The sequence below is a fragment of the Agrobacterium sp. V1 genome, assembly GCF_030518355.1.
Classification (GTDB): domain Bacteria; phylum Pseudomonadota; class Alphaproteobacteria; order Rhizobiales; family Rhizobiaceae; genus Agrobacterium; species Agrobacterium cucumeris.
In genome coordinates this window covers 496,586-514,388 of record NZ_JAULSF010000001.1, presented here as the reverse complement: position 1 = coordinate 514,388, position 17,803 = coordinate 496,586, and the positions used below count along the sequence as shown (strand labels likewise).

Sequence of the window (17,803 nt, the reverse complement as noted above, 5' to 3'; positions counted from 1 at the left end):
ATGCAGCGGCGGGAGGGGCATGCATCATTATTTCTTCTGCGACAGAAGTGAGAAGAAAGCGCCCTGCGGGTCCTCACAATTGACGATCCAGCTTTCGCCGGGAACCTCCATCGGACCGTTGACGACCTTGCCGCCGCCGGTGCTAACACGGGTGATGGCATCATCAATGCCGTCGACATTGAAGTAATAACCCCAATAACAGCCGGGCGCCTGCGGCATACGCTTCATCATGCCGCCGATGGCCTTGCCGTGCTCAGCGAAGATGCGATACGGCCCCATTTCGCCCATGTCGAAATCATGGTCCTTGGTCCAGCCGAAGACCTCGCCATAAAAGGCGGTCGCGCCATCCACATCGCCCGTCATCAGCTCATGCCAGCCGACATGGCCGGGCAGGCTTTGCGCGTCTTCGGGAAAACCGCCGCTTTCCATCGGCAGTGGCGTCATGATGCATAGAACCGCACCATAGGGGTCTGTCACCACCGCAAACCGACCGATTTCAGGAATATCCTGCGGCTGACGCATGACGGAGCCGCCCTTTTCCTCGAACTGCCTGGCCGAGGCATCAACATCGTCAACGGCGACATAAGCGGTCCAGTTCGGCGGAATGCCCTGCCCCTTGAGTTCCTCGGTCAGTTCCATGACGCCGCCCATGCCTTTGCCATTGGCTTCCAGTACCAGATAGGGCATTTCCGGCGAACCGAAATCCTTGGTCTGCCAGCCAACGACATGGCCATAAAAGCGGGCGGCCGCCTCCATGTCAGGCGTCATCAGTTCAACCCAGATGAATTTTCCATGTGTATCGGACATCTTCGTCTCCTCAGGAGGTTTGGGCGTCTATATTTGGGATCGCCCGCCGCAGGACGCGGCGGCGCTTGTCGTTGCGGCAAGTTCCGGCAGGGCCTTACCCCTTGCGGCGGAACTCCGATGTCATGAAGGTCTTGAACGTGCCATCCGGCTGGCGGACGCTGCCGGAAAAGCTGCGATGATTGTCGTCATGCAGCACCAGCACATCGTGATAGGTATCGATGCGGCCGGAACCGTCAAAGGCGGGGCCTTCGGCTTCCAGCGTCAGGGTTTTGCCGTCATCTTCCAGCCAGCCCTTGTAGACCCAGAGATGGGTCATCATCGAGCCTACCCAGGTGCCGACGAAATTGCCCTTTGCCGGGTCAAAACCGACCGTTATCACTGCTGTCATCTGGTCGCCGTCGGGCATCCTGCCGGTGCCCTCGCCGATGATCCACAGTCCGCCGATGGAGCGCACGGTTTCGGTGAAACGCTGGTTCGGATCATCAGGATCATATCCCTCATGGCCGGCAACCATCACCCAGTCGCCGACCAACCTCGACAGGAATTCATGTTCCTTCTGCGGCTTTACGCTTTCCATTTCCATTGTTGTCTCCTCCTCGTCTGTCCGTTTCAGTGGCAGCAGGCTGCCGCTTTCGGCGCGTCCTCATACTGATCGTGCCGGCGCACCCAATCCATTACGCCGTCTTCATTACGGCCTTTTGGCACCAGATCGAGCAGCATCAGCGTGCCGAGCGCCTGCTCCATGCCGCGGGCATAGGCCGAGTAGGTGTGATAAATCTTGCCATCTTCGCCCTTGGCGAAAATGCTGACGCCGTGCAGATCCTTCAGATCGCCCATCGGTTCGATTTCACGGTAATTATAGGTGATGGCCCCGCCCTTGATATCCTCATCACGGAAGGAAGCCTGATAATCATAGTTGAAATCGCTGTCCGCTGCGGAGACCCACGGGAACTTCCAGCCCATGCGGTTTCTATAGGCTTCGATCTTTTCAAGCGGCGCGCGGGAAACCGCGACGAAACCCGCATCGCCATGTTTCAGATGGATCATCGCGCCATCGACATGGTCGGCGAAAAAGGAACAGCCGGTGCAGCCCTCCTCCCAGTCTGGTGCCAGCATGAAGTGATAAACGATGAGCTGGCTGCAATCGCCGAACAATTCCTTCAGCGATTTCGGGCCGGAAGGCGCATCGAAAATATAGTCTTTCGTCACCTCTTCCCAGGGCAATGCGCGCCGCGCCTCGTTCAGCCGATCACGGGCGCGGGTCAGTTCCTTTTCCTTCACCAGCAGATCGCGGCGGGCCGCAAGCCACTCTTCATTCGAAACAACAGGATGAGACATGATCTTTCCTCCTTGGATCCGTCTTTCACCACGGCACCACTCCGCTCCTCCGGAGGGCGCCGCCTATTTCTGCATTGAAAGTCATTTAAACCATCAGCGGAGCATCAAGTTCCGCTTGACTAATTAGGTTGATATCAACATATTTATCGCATGTCAAACGCCAGCGTGATTCCTTTTTCGACAACTCTTTTCGTGCGGGACGCCTGTCTCTGCCTGCATGCGCAACGCGCTGCACGGGCTTTGGCACGGCTGTTCGACAATGCGCTGAAGCCTGTTGGCATCAATAACGGCCAGTTCTCCCTGCTGATGTCGCTCAACCGGCCGGAGCCGCCGCCGATGGGGCCGGTCGCCCATCTTCTGGCCATGGACCGCACGACGCTGACGGCGGCGCTGAAGCCGCTGGAGCGGCGCGGGCTGGTCAGCATCGAACAGGACCCGAAAGACAGGCGCGGCAAACGGCTGCGACTGACGACGGATGGCATGGCAGTGCTGGCGGCAGCCTTTCCCATCTGGGAACAGACCCATGCGGAAATCGAAGCGAGGATTGGCAGCGGTGACCCCGACCGGCTGCGCCGCGATCTTATCGATCTAGGCTGACCGCACGACGGCATGACGCCACTTTTATCGGCCAGAATGTCATCGCGCCGTCGTGCTGGAAAACCAGACTAAGGACCCGACGACCCGGAAAATACAATCGAGGAGGAAAGATCATGCGTGCAATCGTTTTTGTAAAAGCCACCAAGAGCAGCGAAGATGGCGTCATGCCCACGACTGAACTCATGGAGGCAATGGGAAAATTCAACGAGGAACTGGTCAATGCCGGCATCATGCAATCCGGTGACGGGCTGCACCCCTCCTCCAAGGGCAAGAGGGTTGTGTTTGATGGCGACAGCCGCACCGTGGTTGATGGCCCCTTCCCGCACACCAACGAGCTGGTTGCCGGCTTCTGGCTGTGGAATGTCAAGGACATGGATGAGGCGGTCGCCTGGGTGAAGCGCTGCCCCAACCCGATGCTGGAGCGCAGCGAAATCGAAATCCGTCCGCTGTTCGAAATGGAAGACTTTGGCGATGTCGTAACGCCGGAAATCGCTGCGCATGTGGAAGAGCTGCGCGCCCGTGTGGGCAAGCAGTAGCGGGGCTCAGGCTTACCGCTGGGCCTGAACGCTGCCGCTTGTTTCTTCTCCCCGCCGGGGAGAAGTCCGCGGCAGCGGGATGAGGGGGCAAGCTCTCCGTAAATCTCTACCGTTGCCCCCTCATCCGGCCCTTCGGGCCACCTTCTCCCCGCCTAGGAGAGGAAAACGGAGCGCCACCTCAGCCCAGCAGGCCGGCCAGACGCGGGTCATTGGCAAAATCCGACGCCAAAAACCCCGTGCGGCGCATCGGGAATTCGCACAGGGCCTGCACCCCGGTTTTAGACAGGTGAATGCGCCAGCTCATCCGCTCTACCGGCGTTTTGGCCGCAAAGGCCTTTGGCGACAAAATTGCGATGTTGAGGCCACCTGCGGGATCGCGCACCGAGCGATAAAGGATGGCTTCAACCTCTGCCTCGCGCGCCTGCTCTGCCAATGCCTGGCACGGCTCGTAATTCGTGAGATCGGTCCACAGCGCCTCGTTACGGCTCAGCTCCGGTTTCGTCAGATCAAGTGCGGCATCGGTGGCGACGCTGGCGGCGAAGGCGGAATATTCGGCGGGATTGGCGGGCAGCGGTGTGCCCGGCGATTCGGCATAAAACAGCAGCCGGTAAAAGGCCATTTCGGCAAGCGCCGTCTCCACCCTGGCGGCGGCGTAATAAACACCCTCGGTGAAACCCGCCCGGCGAAAACGCGAGCCATAGGGATAAGCGGCGCCATAACGGAAAGGCGTGGCGAGAAGATAATCAAGACCGGCGCATTCGGGCGGAAACGGCCGCTTGCTCGTCTCGAGAATATCTTCCAGCAGCGATTGCTCCTCCACCGTATCCACCAGCTTCATGGTGGAAACCTGATGCTGTGCTTCCACCAGCCGCCAGTACTTTCCCGATGTGGCGCGTTTTTCAGACAGGAGCGCGTCGGGCGTCCAGATAGGAGAGGACATCGATCAATCCGGTAATGGTGGTCAGCTTTTCAGCAGGTACGGCGTTCAGCGCAACATTGTGATTGCGCAGCCAGTTTTTCGCAACGGCCTCATCACCGCCGGCAATCGCGTCCAGTGAGCGGAAAACCCGGATCAGCAGCACCGCCAGCTCGAACGATTTGGCGCCCGGCTCCAGCAGGAAATCCAGTCTTTTCATGCGCGAGACGGTGGGGGCGGAAACGCCGAGAATATCCGCCATGCGGGCGGCATTCAGGCCCAGCCGCTCGGCAGCGGCGATAACGGCCTTGGTGACGACCCTGCCCTGCGCTGCAGGATCCATGGCAGTCTTGGCGTGAATATTCATGGCACACATCCTTTCCTTGGAAAGAATATAGCATATTTATTTCTACAAACAAGAAGGCCGGGAATGAACCCCGGCCCTGCTTTTCATGACTGCAATATCAGGCCACAGAAACCGGTACTTCCGTGGAGGTGCGCATGGCGTGGCTATAAGGGCAAACAATATGAGCGGCAGCAACCAGTTCCTCTGCCTTTTCGCGCTCCAGGCCGGGAATGTTGACCTTCAGCGACACTTCGATGCCAAAGCCCGTGCCATCTTCGCGCGGGCCGATGCCGACGGTTGCCGTCACAGTGGTGTCTTCAGGGATCTTTACCTTCTGCTTGCCGGCGACCGCCTTCAGCGCGCCGAGGAAGCAGGCGGAATAACCGGCGGCGAAAAGCTGCTCCGGGTTGGTGCCGCGGGCACCGTCACCGCCCAGTTCCTTCGGAACGGTCAGCGTGACGTCGAGAACGCCGTCTTCCGACTTGGCGTTACCTGCACGGCCACCGGTGGCGGATGCTTTGGTCGTGTAGAGAATAGGCATGGCATTTACTCCCTTCGGGTTGGTGTTGAGTGGTTTATAGCGAACAATTAAATTGTGCGCAATATGATTTTGCACGTTGAATGAAATTTTGTTTTTTGCGATAGTTTTCACGAAATTTCGCCGCACATCCATGTGGCAGGAACCGAAAGCGGGGGCCGATTGTTCCCTCCCCGGTTTTATTTTGGAGCAGGACTATGGGCGCAGAGGGCAACGACACGAAGATGGAAAGCCTGTTGAGGCTGGACCAGCAGATATGCTTTGCCCTTTATGGCGCAGCGCACGCTTTCACACGTGCCTATAAACCGCTGCTTGACCCGATCGGACTGACCTATCCGCAATATCTGGTCATGATGGCGCTGTGGGAAAAACAGACCTCCACGGTCAAGGCGCTTGGCGAAATGCTGGGGCTGGATTCCGGCACGCTGTCACCGCTGCTGAAAAGGCTCGAACATGCGGGCCTGATCACCCGCAAGCGCGGCACGGTGGATGAGCGGCAGGTGCTGGTGGCCTTAACGCCAAAAGGCGCCGACCTCAAAAAAGAGGGCGTGAAGATCATGGCGGCCATCGGCGGCGCCACCGGCTGCGGGCTGGAGGAGCTGGCACAGCTGCGGGATCGGGTGAACGCGTTGAAGGACGGTCTTTCGAAGTCTTAATACCCCTCAAAATCTGGGGTGTCGAAAGTATTTATTTACCAATTCCCGATAAAGTTGTATTTATATTTTATGCAGCTAAAATGACTTTTAGCAGCGTTTCCAGCCTCAAAAGCCGGTGAAGGCCTTTTGCGGCAGATTTCAAAAGGCATAGCTATGACTTTGATCTCTGCAAATTCAATGGCGCTGACCATTCTCAATCAAACTTTTTCGGTCCCCCAAATATCAGGCAACGACGCCGCGACCCCGATCCTCGGAATGGTAGCCGGAGGTCAGCAAAAAACTGCGCAAGCCATCGAAACGATTTTGACGCTCGCTTCGCAGGCTACCAAAGCAAAGCTGGAAACCGCCGCAAAAAAAGAGACCGTCTCCGCCGCCATTCCGCAAGCGACGATGAGCGCCATGAACGCCGCGGCCACGAATATGATGTCGTCCTATTACGTCAATCCGATCGAGCGCACCGCGGAAAACGCGGAGTTCATCGTAACCAACCTGATCACAAGAGCTGCGCGGGCAAGCCCCCGTTATGTACCTGAAATTATTGTGCCGCCGCGTGACGAATATAATGCGCAGTATGCTGAATGGGGCGCAAAACGCATCGCGAATGGTGAAGACGAAGCTCTGGTTAACAAGCAAGTCGAATATTTCACCAGCGATCGCGCCTATCAGGCCCGGCTGGATTTAGCTGCCCTGAGAACAGCGAACAACGGCTATTACAGCGAAGCATCACGCAGCGATATGTATTATAGCGAGAAAGCTCTAAAAGAATTTTTCGGCTCTGCCATAGCCCTCAAATTTGGGGAAAACGGACAAGTATCCGTAACTCCAGGTATTATTTACTATAATAACGGGCAGAAAATGGTTGATTATAAAGAAAACGGTGAGCTGGAAATATTTGATGAAAATGGAATTATGACAAAAAATTATAGAAAATCAGAACTTCAACCTTACTAGCGTGCTTGCTGCAACAAGTGTGAGCTGTATGTTCTCAGTCTACATGTTCGACGTTTATTCCAAACACAAAACCGATGCTACTTCTGCAGCATTTGATAAAAATTCAGTCAGGCTCCGCCGCCGGTGACGGAGGAGCCTGGTAGTTTATGCGTACACGCCAAACTCGAACATCGAATTGTTCAACGAGGCTGATGAAACCCCGTTCAAAATAACTTCGACATCGGCGACAGTTATACTCGCATATCCGGCAGAGTTATCGATAATCGTCAAGTCGCTGAAGTCATCGGCGATTGCGTTATGAAAACGTAACTTGTCGATCCCGACTTCAAAGTCTTCAACCAAAGTCACGGCAGCTTGCGTCACAAATTGGAAAGTGTCCGCGCCCACACCGCCCCAAAGAATGTCTCTACCCGCTCCCCCATCAAGAAGATCATCATTATCTCCACCAAATAGCTCATCGTTTCCAGACCCACCGCGCACCTGGTCATTTCCGGCTTCACCAAACAACTTGTCTGAGCCGTCTCCGCCGTTAAGCTGGTCGCTTCCGGGTCCGCCGTAAAGATTGTCATCGCCCGCATCACCGGACAGATTGTCGTTACCGCCCTGACCATCCAGATAGTCATTGCCGGTGCCGCCGAACAGCCAGTCATTGCCAGCGGCATTCAATTGCGCCGGCCAAGGATTTACCTCCGTGGTATCGCCGTACAACACGTCGTCTCCGGCGTTGCCAAAAAGCAAGTCATCACCGCCATCGCCTTCAACTCGTTCCGCAAGCTGACTCCCGACGAATATATTGGTGTTCTCACGGCCATAGATCGTCACGCCGGGCGAAATGTATGTCACGCTCGAAAAATCCGCCATTCCAGCGAAATAAACTGGTTTTACCGGCCAGTAATTAGAGGCGTTAAAGTCGATGCGCTCGACACTATCCAAACCGTTGTGGTCAATCATCACAGCAGTCCAAGAATAGTAGTACTTCGGAGCGACGTAAATCGTGTCCTCACCCGCTCCACCGATAAACTTTTCCCAACCATTTCGAATGCCGCCCAGAGTGCCGGTCTCGCTGCCGCCAAGCTGAAATACGTCGTTTCTCGCTACGCCATAGCGATCACCGTAAAAGATTTCGTAGGGACGTGTACCTACCTGCCAACTATTTGAGAGATAAAGAGTCATGCCATTCACTCCCCGATTAACGACAGAGATATTAGAATGATTGCAATACAGGAAATTCATTTCCGTAAATAATCATGAACAACCCGTGTTTATTATAATAAAAAACCAACAAGAGTCACGTTATTTATAAATATACTATAGAACTGATTATCAACACTAAAAACAATATTGATATATTAGAAATAAATAATGGCCACAACACGCTTCGTGTTGCAGCCATTATTCGTCAATTCATTTACCGGATGCCTTATTAAAGCGTCCAGTTAGACCTACTGCCAAACCACCACACGTGCCTTCTGCGGCACGCGGTCGTAGAGGTCTATGACGTCCTGGTTCATCAAGCGCACACAGCCGGAAGAGACGGCCTTGCCGATGGAGTTCCATTCCGGCGAGCCGTGCAGGCGGTAGAGCGTGTCCTTGCCGTTCTGGAAGATATAAAGAGCGCGAGCGCCGAGCGGGTTCTTCAGGCCCGGCGGCATGCCGCCATTCTTGGACGAATATTTGGTGAGTTCCGGCTGGCGGGCGACCATTTCGTCCGGTGGGGTCCATTTCGGCCATTTCTGACGCCACTGGATGACGCCTTCGCCCGACCAGGCGAAACCATCGCGGCCGATGCCGACGCCGTAACGCATGGCGCTGCCGCCCTGCTCCACAACATAGAGGAAGCGCGAGCGCGTATCGACAACGACGGTGCCGGGGCGTTCGCCGGTCGGGTCGACGACCCGCTGGCGGTAATAACGCCGGTCGATTTTCTGATAGGGTACGGCGGGAATGACGTAACCGCCATCTTCAACCGAGCCGTACATGACGGCCAGTTCCGCATCGCTGACGCCGGGCGAGAACATCTGGCGGAAATCGCTGCCGATGGCGCTCGCCTGCTGGCGGATGGCGTCTCCCGTGCCGGATGAAGCGCAGCCCGCCAGAAGCGAAGCGGAGGAGATGCCGATAAGGGAAAGAAAGGTGCGTCTGGAAAGATCTGTGTCGGTGCTTGTCATAAGGCCGGTTTGTCCCACATTTCGAACGGCTATATCGCCGTTGTACGTCATTTGTTCCGTATCATGCGTATTGCGAAAATAGTTAACCGACCGCTAAAAGCCAGTCACAAGGCGCCGGTGGATTGGAGCCCGCATCTCTTTCTTTTAGAACGTGGTCAGATAACCACAATCTGCGCCCCTTTGGGCACACGCTCGTAAAGATCAATGACATCCTGATTGAGCATGCGCACGCAGCCGGAGGACGTCGCCTTGCCGACGGACTGCCAGTCCGGCGTGCCGTGCACGCGGTAAAGCGTGTCCTTGCCGTCCTTGAAAATATAAAGCGCACGCGCGCCGAGCGGATTGTTGAGACCCGGGGTCATGCCGCCATTGGCCGCCGAGATGGAGGTAAGCTCCGGCTGGCGCTTGACCATTTCGTCCGGCGGCGTCCAGCGCGGCCATTTCGCCTTCCACTGGATCTTGCCGCGGCCCGACCACGCATAACCATCGCGCCCGAGGCCGACGCCGTAACGGATCGCCTTGCCGCCCGGCTGCACCAGATAAAGGAAATGCTGCTTGGTATCGACGATGATGGTGCCGGGCGCTTCCGCCGTCTGATAGCTTACTTCCTGCCGCAGATAACGCGGGTCTATGCGACCATAGGGAATAGCCGGCAGCGAACGGTCCTCGTCGCGGATCGGGCCATACATGACCCGATGCAGCGGATTAGAAACCGGCAGGCCATAGGTCACCATGCGATCCGGGGCGAGCGGTGCGGCCTGACCCTGCACCTGCGGCGCGCTCAGGCCCTGCCCGCGCACCGGCGGGCCGTATTCCTGATGGAAGCGGGTTCTGAACAGATCCGGCGGACGCGTTGAAAGCTGGCCCGGCTGCGGCGGCAGTTCCGGCTGGCGGTTCGAGCTGACGGAATTGAAGTTGAAGACCGGCGCCGTTTCCCGCACGAAGACATCCGGATCCATCCGGGTGGTATCCGTCACGAAAAGGCAGCCGCTGAGGAGCGGCAGAGCCACAAGACCCGCCAGAGAGGCCGCCCGGCGGCAGTGTTTCATAAAGAGTGCTGTCATCTGAACCGCTTCATGGAATCCAATATGGCTGCATGATGAACCGCGCGGCTGGCGCGAAGCTGGTGTGCGCTTTTCAAAAAAAATCGGAAAATCGCATTTTTGCCCTTGAACCTCTAGTTGCTAGAGGTGCCAGATTGGCTGTCGACTGGAATTCAGGAGCGAAAACCATGAATATTTCGACACGCGGCAATCTGAACGGGGAATCGGGAGACCTGACCTTCACGGTCGGCGGCATGGATTGCGGCAGCTGTGCGGCGAAGATCGAAACCGCGCTCTCCCGCCTGCCCGGCGTTGCCGACGTCAAGGTGTCCGTTGCACGCGAAAGGTTGAACCTGTCGCTGGCGGAAGACAAGACATCGGTCGCAAAGATCGAGGATACGCTGCGCAAGCTCGGTTTCAAGCCCGCTTTGCTGCCGCAGGAGAAGGCTCCGCGCGAAAAGATCGCAGCGGAACCTCACGACCATGAACATGACCACGACCATTCATCGTGCGGAGGTCACCACCCTGCGGAAGCCGCCCCCAGCGTTGAGCAGAACAATGCCCTGACCTTTTCGGTCGGCGGCATGGATTGCGGCAGCTGCGCTGCGAAGATCGAAACCGCGCTCTCCCGCCTGCCCGGCGTGGCCGACGTCAAGGTATCGGTTGCGCGAGAAAAACTGAACCTTTCGCTTGTCGAAAACACGACCCCGACCGCAAAAATCGAGGATACGCTGCGCAAGCTCGGCTTCAAACCCGCCTTGCTGGCGCAAGACAAATCGGCGCGGGGCAAGGTGGAAAATGACGGGCACGACCACGGGTCCTGCAACGGGGATCATGATCATTCAGGCCACGATCACTCTGGCCATGACCACTCGGGCCATGACCATTCCGGGCACGATCATGCGGACCATGACCACGCCAATTGCGGCGGCCACGACCATGATCACGCCGGGCATTCGCATGCAAAGGCACAGCCCGCGACAGTCACGCCAAGCGCCGAGGTGGGACACGCCCATGGTGCGGATGAAAAGGGTGCATGGTGGCGCACGGCCAAGGCCCGAAACACCTTCACCGGCACCATTCTGGTCGCGGCCGCCTATGCGGCGGAAGTCACCTTTCCTGCCTGGGGCGGTTATGCCTTCATCATCGCCACGCTGGTGACGCTGTTTCCGATTGCGCGCAATGCCTTCAACGCCGCCCGTTTCGGCGCGGTCTTCACCATCGAGATGCTGATGACCATTGCCGCCATCGGCGCGATCTTCATCGGTGAAGCGGAAGAAGCCGCCATCGTCGTGCTGCTCTTCTCGATCGGCGAACTGCTTGAAGGCTTTGCGGCCGCACGCGCCCGTTCCGGCATCAAGGCGCTTGGTTCATTGCTGCCGAAAACGGCGCTGGTCGAGGAAAACGGTGCGCTCCGTCAGGTCGCTGCCGATCAGGTCCGCATCGGCCAGGTGGTCGTGGCCCGTCCCGGTGACCGCATCGCCGCTGATGGCATAGTAATGGAGGGAGAATCGAGCGTCGATGAATCGCCGATGACCGGCGAGAGCATCCCGGTTGCCAAGGAAAAAGGCGCCCGCGTCTTTGCCGGTTCGATCAACCATGACGGTTCGCTGCGCATCCGTGTTGACCGCGCGCCGGAAGACAACACCATTGCCCGTATCATCACGCTTGTCGAGGAAGCCCAGGATGCGCGCGCGCCGACGGAGCGCTTCATCCAGAATTTCTCGCGTTATTACATGCCGCTGATCGTGGCGATTTCGGCTCTGACCATCGTCGTGCCGCCGCTTGCCGGTCTCGGTGACTGGGATACCTGGATTTACCGTGGTCTCGCTTTGCTGCTGATCGGTTGCCCCTGCGCGCTGGTCATCTCCGTTCCCGCGGCAATAGCCTCCAGCCTTTCGGCTGCGGCCCGCCACGGCATGCTGGTGAAGGGCGGCGCCGTCATCGAAATGCTGGCGCGCACCGAAACCGTCGCCTTCGACAAAACGGGCACGCTGACGCTCGGCGAACCTGTGGTGACCGACGTGGTGGCGCTTGACGGCAACGAGGCAGGGCTGATCGCCGAAGCCGCCACCATCGAGCATGAATCGAGCCATCCGCTTGCCAGAGCCATCGTCAACCACGCCGAAAAGGCCGGTGTGAAGCCGCTGCCCGGTTCCGACATCAAGGCGATTTCCGGTCGCGGCATGCAGGGCACCGTTGGCGGAAAACGCCTGTTCATCGGCGCACCGCGCTTTGCAACCGAAGTCGGCACCCTCTCGAAGGAGCTGGCCGACCGCATCACGGCACTTGAAAGCGAAGGCAAGACGGTGGCCGTGGTCATGGCCGGCGGTGCGGCGAGCGGTCTCTTCGCCATGCGCGACGAACCGCGCAAGGATGCGGCCGAAGGCATCAAGGCGCTGAAGGAGATGGGCATTTCCTCTCTGATGCTGTCGGGCGACAATGCCCGCACGGCGCGTGCCATCGGCAACAAGCTGGGTCTTGAAGCACGCGGCGAACTGCTGCCGCAGAACAAGGTCGAGGAAATCCGCAAACTCGCCGCAAAGAAGACCGTGGTGATGGTGGGTGACGGCATCAACGATGCACCGGCGCTTGCCGCCGCCAGCGTCGGCGTCGCCATCGGCTCCGGCACGGACGTGGCAATGGAAGCGGCGGATGCGGCGCTGATGCGCAACAATGTCGGCGATGCCGCCCGCCTCATCGGCCTCTCACGCGCCACCATGAGCAACATCCGCCAGAACGTGGCGATCTCGCTTGGCCTGAAGGCTGTGTTTCTGGTCACGACCGTCACCGGCCTTTCCGGCCTGTGGCTCGCCGTCTTTGCCGATACAGGTGCCACGGTGCTGGTGACCGCCAATGCCATGCGGCTGCTCGGTTATTTCAATCGCAGCAAAGCCTGACCACAGCCAAGTTCAAACCGGCCGAGCCTCCTCATTCGGGCTCGGCCGGTCCAACTTTCAGCATATTGACAAACTAATTGCGTACAATAAATACGGCGTACCGCCGTTCCCACGCGCGTGATAGTCGATTCCACACGCAGGAGCGCTGAACTTGTCAAAGCATGGCTATAACCGCATTGCTTATCGTGCGATCAAGATCGGCGGAAATATCGTCAAGGTTATCTTTTCCATCGATTTGTTTCTCCGGCCGGGCAGAAGAAAAACACTTCCCGATCATCGGCCTGCGCGACGCCAGCCAAAATCGGAAAAAGCCATTCCGCGCATCATCTGGCAGACGAATTACTCCAACCGCGTCACAACGCCGATCTATGCGAATTTCCTGTTCAATCGCTTGCTGACCCCGGAATTCGAATATCGTTACCATGATGACGAGGCGTGCCAGGCCTATATCGACCGCCACTTTCCCGGACGTTACGCCGATGCCTTCCGCCGGTTGCAAGTCGGCGCCGCAAAGGCGGATTTCTGGCGTATTCTGGTCCTTTTGCAGGACGGCGGCATCTATCTTGATATCGATTCCAATTTCGCGGCGCGCCCGGAAGATGCGATCAGCTCAGACGAAGAAGCCGTTTTCATCGCCATGAAAGACGGCGAAGTGACGAATTACTTCATGGCCTCCAGACCGGGTCATCCTGTGCTTAGACTAATTGCCGATCGTATTGCCCAGAATATCGAAGAAGGCACCCTCGTCAGCGTCTATGACATGACCGGCCCGACGGTGGTGCATGCCGTGGTCAAGGAACTCGGAGTGCCTGTTCGCAATTACCGGGAAATGTGTACCCAAGGGCAATTCACCAACAAGCGTGCCCAATATGCCGATAAAAAAGATGGCGCATGGTGGAAAGAGCAGGCCAAGACGTCGATCGTCAAAAATCAGGGCGCACTGCCCCCGGCGGCAGAATAACGCGTTTTAGGCGAAGCCGTTAAAAAAGCGGATGCTTTCCACCACTGCGCCCGGAACCACGCCATTGTGGGTGCCGGGCAGCAGTTTTTTGTCCACCTTGAACCCGGACATCAGGGCACGATCCACGAACAGCTGGTGATCGGCATCGAAAGGCCGCTCCTCTTCGCCGCGCAGCAACAGGGCCGGACATTTGAGGCTGGGGCCGAAACAGACCGAGGAGCGCATGATGAATTCACGCTCGTCGGTTTCGTCGAAACAGATCTCGTCCGAATACCGGTTGAAATATCGCCATGAATTGACGCCCGCCGACATGGGGGCCGCCGCACGGAATTTGCGGCTCATGGCGGCGAGCAATGTCAACGTGCCGCCATTGGAATGGCCGGCGATGAAAAAGCGCTTTTTGTCTATGCCGGGCAGGTTTTCCAGATAGGTGGCTGCCGCCAGCGCATCCGCCGTTTCGTTGTAAAAACCGGAATAATTGCCACTCTGGCCGTTCTCGCCGCGGAAAGACGGCAGCAGCACGACAAAACCAGCCTCCCAATAGGGCTTCATCAGTGCCCAGTGGCCGTCTCCCGTGGCATTGCCGCCGTGCAGGAAAAGCACTGCCGGCTTTGGTGTTTTGGACGGCTGATAGTGGGAGAGCCAGGCGACAAGCTCGATGGAACCATCCGGCCCGCCGGGATAGGTGACGCGTTCCGCGCCGGGCGGCGTGCCAAGCGCCGAGGATTTTTCCGGCGCGGCCATCTTTCGCAGCAAGCGAGTGTGAAAATGTTGACGGGCCTCCGCGTAATCCTGCCGTTCCAGCGGCAGAACCTCGGGGGCGACAATGCCGGCTTTCGCACCCTGCGGCAGAAGCGCTGCCACCGACAGGCCCATGGCGCCGGCAAGCAGGCCGCGCCGCGTCAGGCCCTGGCATATCACGCCGCTCTCTTCCTGTCCGAAGGCTGAGGAAAGAAAGCGTTTATCGGCCATGGGTGCACTCTGAGGACGGGGATGGAGGTACTAGCAGTTCAGCACTGCGGCGGGAGACTGTCCAATCACGGATTCGCGAATGACAACAATGTATTCGCAGCCATCGTGGCAATTTCTGGACGGTGCAATGTTTCCTGCCTGATAACCGGCTCCCTCTCCGTCATACCGGCCTCGAGCCGGTATCCACCCAGCCCAAGTCCTTGGGCGTAAAAACCCCTCTCGCCGCGCCGACCCGCGGCTGCTGGCAACTGTATTAATGCATGTTGTTTTAAGCTGCTTCGAATGTGGTTTTATCCCTGAGAATGGCATTTGCAATGACGAGCAGTTTGCGGGCGATGGCGATGATCATGACCTTGAACGGTTTGCCTTTGGCCTGCATGGCTTGAACCATGCGGGCGAAGGGCGACTTTAGCCGGTAGGCCACCAGCGCCGCCATATAGAGGGCATCGCGCACGCGCTTTCGTCCGGCGCGGATATGGCGCTGGCCGCGATGAATGCCGCTATCGGCATTGAAGGGGGCAAGGCCTGCAAGCGCCGCCATGCTGCCTGGCGAACTATCGCCCAGTTCCGGCATGTGGGCCATCAGGGTGAACGCCGTGATCTGGCCGATGCCGGGGATCGAGCGAAGTCTGGTGCTTTGCTCGTTCAGCGTCACATTTGTCCGTACAAGCAACTGGCACTGTTGTTCGATCGCGGCGATTTCCGTATCGAGCCAGCCGAGGTGGCGCGCGATGCTGTCGCGCTCCGACGGATCGGCCGTATGAAGGCGCGCACGTTCCTGCTGGCGCATGGCAACAAGCTGATCACGCCTTGTATGCAGGCTTTCCAGCTGCTGACGGACCGGGTCGGGTGGTGTCGTAACGGGTGGTGAAAGTGTTTCGCCCATGCGCGCCAAAAGTCGCGCATCGATGGTATCGGTTTTGGCAAGCTGGCCGGTGGCTCTTGCAAAGTCGCGGGCCCTGGCCGGATTGACCCGACAATAGGGCCGCCGCCACCTTTCGAGCGCCGAGCACAACAGCCGGTCATAACGTCCGGTCGCCTCCAGAACGACCTGCGCCTCGCGTCCATCAAGGGTGGCAAGCCATTCATCGATGGCGGTGCCGGTATTGGCGATGCGGACGGCTTTTTGTGTTGCGGCATCGAAAAGATCCAGATGTGCCTTTGAGACGTCGCATCCGATGTAAACAGGGTGTACCATGGCAAGCCTCATCCTGTGCTACGAGGTCCGCGCTCACGGCCTCCATCAACTGTTCAGGTTGGGATTATCAGAGCGGGCGGAGGTCCAAAAGCCAGCAGGCGGTCTCTAACGACCAGGATTCCGACGGCCTTCCGCCCGCACTCTACATAGCACAAATCCAATACACAGGATTCCGGCTCGGGGCCGGAATGACGGAACTAGAGGCAGGGCGAGCTACAGTAAATGTCGAGACTGGCGCGGACCATCACACCGATCCCTCGACACCGTCAATCATCGCCACCAGCGTCGAAAGCCGGTCCGCCTCGGCCGGCAGCTTGTCGGCTCTCAGCCGCGCAATGCGCGGAAATCGCATGGCGACGCCGGATTTGTGGCGGGTGGAGCGATTGATGCCCTCGAAGGCCACTTCCAGCACGAAGCCGAAATCCGGCGTGGCCCGCACCGCCCGCACCGGGCCGAAGCGCTCGACGGTATTGTCGCGCACGAATTTATCCAGCACTTCGAGTTCCGCATCGGTGAAACCGAAATAGGCCTTGCCCACGGGGACAAGCTGTTCACCACCCTCGCCTTCCGCCCACACACCAAAAGTGAAATCGGAATAATAGCTCGACCTTTTGCCGTGGCCGCGCTGCGCATACATCATGACGGCATCGATATTATAGGGATCGCGCTTCCATTTGAACCATGGCCCTTTGGCGCGGCCGGCCTGATAGGCGCTGTCGCGGCGCTTGATCATCACGCCTTCGATCACCGGATCGGGCGGCGCGGCGCGCAGCGTGTCGAGTTCCGGCCATGTGGAGAAGCCGATCAGCGGCGACAGGTCGAAACGGTCATGCGGGGCGTGCTCGATGATATCGGACAACCGCCCCCGACGTTCCAGATAGGTTTTTGCACGGATGTCGTTCTCGCCATCGAACAGCAGGTCGTAAGCGCGTATGAAGGCGGGGTAGTCGTCCATCATCTTTGCCGTCACCGTCTTGCGGTTCAGCCGCTGCTGCAGGTCGGAAAAAGTGCGCGTGAGATTGTTGGAGCGCACTGTCCCGCCGATCAGCAATTCACCATCCATCACGCCTTCGAAATCAAGCGCATCGAGCACATCGGGGAATGCCCCGGAAATATCGTCGCCGGAGCGCGAGTAAAGCTTTCGCGTCTCCCCGGCGCGGGATAGTTGCACGCGAATACCGTCCCATTTCCATTCGGCGGCATAATCGGCCGGGTCCAGCCCATCGAGGTCGCCTTCGGCCACCGGCGTCGCCAGCATGACCGAATGGAAGATGGCGGGCGTGGCCAGTACCGGCCGGTCGGACTTGCCCTCCAGCCATGCAAAAAGTGTGGTGTAGGGCGGCGTCAGACCGTGCCAGAGGGTTTCGATTTCGGTGATGTCCTTGCCCGCAAAATCCGCCAGCGCCTGCCGCGCCAGCCGGGCCGAAACGCCGATGCGCAGGCTGCCGGTGGCGAGTTTGAGGAAGGCGAAACGCGAGGAGGTATCGAGCCGGTCCAGCAGATCGCGCACCGCGCCGCGCACTTCGGTGCGCCCAAGCGAATTCATCAGCGTCACGACGTCGCCGAGACGCGGGTCCTGCGCCTCGGAATCATCAGCACCGCCGATATTGCCCCAGACCAGCGAAATGGTCTCGGCGAGATCGCCGACATAATCATAGGAATAACGAAACAGCACCTCGTCCATGCGCTCCAGCACCAGCTCGCGCAGCATGGCGGGCTTGACGCTTTTGAGGTCCAGCGTGCCGGCAATCGCCGCCAGACCGTAACCCCGGTCGGGATCGGGCGTATCGCGGAAATAATCGGTGAGAAGCTTCAGCTTGCCGTTGCGCGACGGAGTGAGGACGAGGCGGTCGAGAAGGGTGGCGAAGGCTTTCAT

18 protein-coding genes are annotated in these 17,803 nt (G+C 58.4%); 6 read left to right on the top strand and 12 right to left on the bottom strand.

The features are described from left to right. Nucleotides 1-27: 27 nt before the first annotated feature. The 3 genes from QSV77_RS02460 to QSV77_RS02450 all read right to left on the bottom strand — a co-directional run bounded on the left by QSV77_RS02460 (nt 28) and on the right by QSV77_RS02450 (nt 2,145). Nucleotides 28-807, bottom strand: a complete 780-nt coding sequence (locus QSV77_RS02460) for a VOC family protein (protein WP_271360838.1) — start codon at nt 805-807, stop codon at nt 28-30. Between the two features lie 94 nt (nt 808-901). Further along, the gene (locus QSV77_RS02455) at nt 902-1,390 is read right to left on the bottom strand and encodes a DUF1579 domain-containing protein (RefSeq protein WP_142839316.1); all 489 of its coding nucleotides are present in this window, start codon (nt 1,388-1,390) and stop codon (nt 902-904) included. 26 nt (nt 1,391-1,416) lie between these two features. Further along, on the bottom strand, nt 1,417-2,145 hold the full coding sequence (locus QSV77_RS02450) for a thioredoxin family protein (protein WP_302732413.1): 729 nt from the start codon (nt 2,143-2,145) through the stop codon (nt 1,417-1,419). Nucleotides 2,146-2,295: 150 nt separating this feature from the next. On the opposite strand from QSV77_RS02450, the gene QSV77_RS02445 reads away from it, so the two are divergent. Further along, on the top strand, nt 2,296-2,742 hold the full coding sequence (locus QSV77_RS02445) for a MarR family winged helix-turn-helix transcriptional regulator (protein WP_302732412.1): 447 nt from the start codon (nt 2,296-2,298) through the stop codon (nt 2,740-2,742). A 113-nt stretch (nt 2,743-2,855) separates the two neighbouring features. Next, nucleotides 2,856-3,278, top strand: coding sequence for a YciI family protein (locus tag QSV77_RS02440; RefSeq protein WP_269698506.1), 423 nt, complete (start codon nt 2,856-2,858; stop codon nt 3,276-3,278). Nucleotides 3,279-3,456: 178 nt separating this feature from the next. On the opposite strand, the gene QSV77_RS02435 is transcribed toward QSV77_RS02440, so the two are convergent. The 3 genes from QSV77_RS02435 to QSV77_RS02425 form a co-directional block, all read right to left on the bottom strand. Beyond that, nucleotides 3,457-4,218: an RES family NAD+ phosphorylase gene (locus tag QSV77_RS02435; RefSeq protein ID WP_302732411.1), complete on the bottom strand. Its 762-nt coding sequence runs from the start codon at nt 4,216-4,218 to the stop codon at nt 3,457-3,459. Continuing rightward, nucleotides 4,178-4,561: an MbcA/ParS/Xre antitoxin family protein gene (locus QSV77_RS02430; RefSeq protein WP_269698508.1), complete on the bottom strand. Its 384-nt coding sequence runs from the start codon at nt 4,559-4,561 to the stop codon at nt 4,178-4,180. The genes QSV77_RS02435 and QSV77_RS02430 overlap by 41 nt, the downstream gene beginning before the upstream one ends. A 97-nt stretch (nt 4,562-4,658) precedes the next feature. Further along, the gene (locus QSV77_RS02425; RefSeq protein ID WP_003511906.1) at nt 4,659-5,081 is read right to left on the bottom strand and encodes an organic hydroperoxide resistance protein; all 423 of its coding nucleotides are present in this window, start codon (nt 5,079-5,081) and stop codon (nt 4,659-4,661) included. A gap of 194 nt (nt 5,082-5,275) precedes the next feature. Here QSV77_RS02425 and QSV77_RS02420 point away from each other — a divergent pair, with 194 nt between their 5' ends. Next, nucleotides 5,276-5,734 (top strand): MarR family winged helix-turn-helix transcriptional regulator, encoded by a 459-nt coding sequence (locus QSV77_RS02420; RefSeq protein ID WP_142839311.1) that lies wholly within the window; start codon nt 5,276-5,278, stop codon nt 5,732-5,734. Nucleotides 5,735-5,911: 177 nt separating this feature from the next. Continuing rightward, nucleotides 5,912-6,685 (top strand): hypothetical protein, encoded by a 774-nt coding sequence (locus QSV77_RS02415; RefSeq protein WP_302732410.1) that lies wholly within the window; start codon nt 5,912-5,914, stop codon nt 6,683-6,685. Between the two features lie 144 nt (nt 6,686-6,829). Here QSV77_RS02415 and QSV77_RS02410 read toward each other — a convergent pair whose 3' ends face one another. The 3 genes from QSV77_RS02410 to QSV77_RS02400 all read right to left on the bottom strand — a co-directional run bounded on the left by QSV77_RS02410 (nt 6,830) and on the right by QSV77_RS02400 (nt 9,917). Further along, on the bottom strand, nt 6,830-7,858 hold the full coding sequence (locus QSV77_RS02410; protein WP_302732409.1) for a calcium-binding protein: 1,029 nt from the start codon (nt 7,856-7,858) through the stop codon (nt 6,830-6,832). Between the two features lie 269 nt (nt 7,859-8,127). Continuing rightward, the gene (locus QSV77_RS02405; RefSeq protein ID WP_302732408.1) at nt 8,128-8,853 is read right to left on the bottom strand and encodes a L,D-transpeptidase; all 726 of its coding nucleotides are present in this window, start codon (nt 8,851-8,853) and stop codon (nt 8,128-8,130) included. A gap of 155 nt (nt 8,854-9,008) precedes the next feature. Further along, entirely contained in the window at nt 9,009-9,917 is a 909-nt protein-coding gene (locus QSV77_RS02400) for a L,D-transpeptidase (protein WP_142839308.1), read from the bottom strand. A gap of 167 nt (nt 9,918-10,084) precedes the next feature. Between QSV77_RS02400 and QSV77_RS02395 the strand changes: the two genes are divergently transcribed. Next, nucleotides 10,085-12,796, top strand: coding sequence for a heavy metal translocating P-type ATPase (locus QSV77_RS02395; RefSeq protein ID WP_302732407.1), 2,712 nt, complete (start codon nt 10,085-10,087; stop codon nt 12,794-12,796). A gap of 151 nt (nt 12,797-12,947) precedes the next feature. After that, nucleotides 12,948-13,757 (top strand): glycosyltransferase family 32 protein, encoded by an 810-nt coding sequence (locus QSV77_RS02390; RefSeq protein ID WP_302732406.1) that lies wholly within the window; start codon nt 12,948-12,950, stop codon nt 13,755-13,757. Between the two features lie 6 nt (nt 13,758-13,763). Here QSV77_RS02390 and QSV77_RS02385 read toward each other — a convergent pair whose 3' ends face one another. The 3 genes from QSV77_RS02385 to QSV77_RS02375 form a co-directional block, all read right to left on the bottom strand. Continuing rightward, nucleotides 13,764-14,729, bottom strand: coding sequence for a S9 family peptidase (locus tag QSV77_RS02385; protein WP_302732405.1), 966 nt, complete (start codon nt 14,727-14,729; stop codon nt 13,764-13,766). A 268-nt stretch (nt 14,730-14,997) separates the two neighbouring features. Next, entirely contained in the window at nt 14,998-15,927 is a 930-nt protein-coding gene (locus tag QSV77_RS02380; RefSeq protein WP_302732404.1) for an IS110 family transposase, read from the bottom strand. A 244-nt stretch (nt 15,928-16,171) separates the two neighbouring features. Continuing rightward, on the bottom strand, nt 16,172-17,803 hold the full coding sequence (locus QSV77_RS02375) for a cisplatin damage response ATP-dependent DNA ligase (protein ID WP_302732403.1): 1,632 nt from the start codon (nt 17,801-17,803) through the stop codon (nt 16,172-16,174).

What these genes read in the sequence shown, in the direction of transcription:
- QSV77_RS02445 (WP_302732412.1), top strand. Translation starts at nt 2,296, where the DNA reads ATGTCAAACGCCAGCGTGATTCCTTTTTCGACAACTCTTTTCGTGCGG.
- QSV77_RS02410 (WP_302732409.1), bottom strand. Translation starts at nt 7,858, where the DNA reads ATGACTCTTTATCTCTCAAATAGTTGGCAGGTAGGTACACGTCCCTAC.
- QSV77_RS02380 (WP_302732404.1), bottom strand. Translation starts at nt 15,927, where the DNA reads ATGGTACACCCTGTTTACATCGGATGCGACGTCTCAAAGGCACATCTG.
- QSV77_RS02455 (WP_142839316.1), bottom strand. Translation starts at nt 1,390, where the DNA reads ATGGAAATGGAAAGCGTAAAGCCGCAGAAGGAACATGAATTCCTGTCG.
- QSV77_RS02415 (WP_302732410.1), top strand. Translation starts at nt 5,912, where the DNA reads ATGGCGCTGACCATTCTCAATCAAACTTTTTCGGTCCCCCAAATATCA.
- QSV77_RS02450 (WP_302732413.1), bottom strand. Translation starts at nt 2,145, where the DNA reads ATGTCTCATCCTGTTGTTTCGAATGAAGAGTGGCTTGCGGCCCGCCGC.
- QSV77_RS02425 (WP_003511906.1), bottom strand. Translation starts at nt 5,081, where the DNA reads ATGCCTATTCTCTACACGACCAAAGCATCCGCCACCGGTGGCCGTGCA.
- QSV77_RS02435 (WP_302732411.1), bottom strand. Translation starts at nt 4,218, where the DNA reads ATGTCCTCTCCTATCTGGACGCCCGACGCGCTCCTGTCTGAAAAACGC.
- QSV77_RS02440 (WP_269698506.1), top strand. Translation starts at nt 2,856, where the DNA reads ATGCGTGCAATCGTTTTTGTAAAAGCCACCAAGAGCAGCGAAGATGGC.
- QSV77_RS02395 (WP_302732407.1), top strand. Translation starts at nt 10,085, where the DNA reads ATGAATATTTCGACACGCGGCAATCTGAACGGGGAATCGGGAGACCTG.
- QSV77_RS02420 (WP_142839311.1), top strand. Translation starts at nt 5,276, where the DNA reads ATGGGCGCAGAGGGCAACGACACGAAGATGGAAAGCCTGTTGAGGCTG.
- QSV77_RS02385 (WP_302732405.1), bottom strand. Translation starts at nt 14,729, where the DNA reads ATGGCCGATAAACGCTTTCTTTCCTCAGCCTTCGGACAGGAAGAGAGC.
- QSV77_RS02375 (WP_302732403.1), bottom strand. Translation starts at nt 17,803, where the DNA reads ATGAAAGCCTTCGCCACCCTTCTCGACCGCCTCGTCCTCACTCCGTCG.
- QSV77_RS02405 (WP_302732408.1), bottom strand. Translation starts at nt 8,853, where the DNA reads ATGACAAGCACCGACACAGATCTTTCCAGACGCACCTTTCTTTCCCTT.
- QSV77_RS02430 (WP_269698508.1), bottom strand. Translation starts at nt 4,561, where the DNA reads ATGAATATTCACGCCAAGACTGCCATGGATCCTGCAGCGCAGGGCAGG.
- QSV77_RS02460 (WP_271360838.1), bottom strand. Translation starts at nt 807, where the DNA reads ATGTCCGATACACATGGAAAATTCATCTGGGTTGAACTGATGACGCCT.
- QSV77_RS02400 (WP_142839308.1), bottom strand. Translation starts at nt 9,917, where the DNA reads ATGACAGCACTCTTTATGAAACACTGCCGCCGGGCGGCCTCTCTGGCG.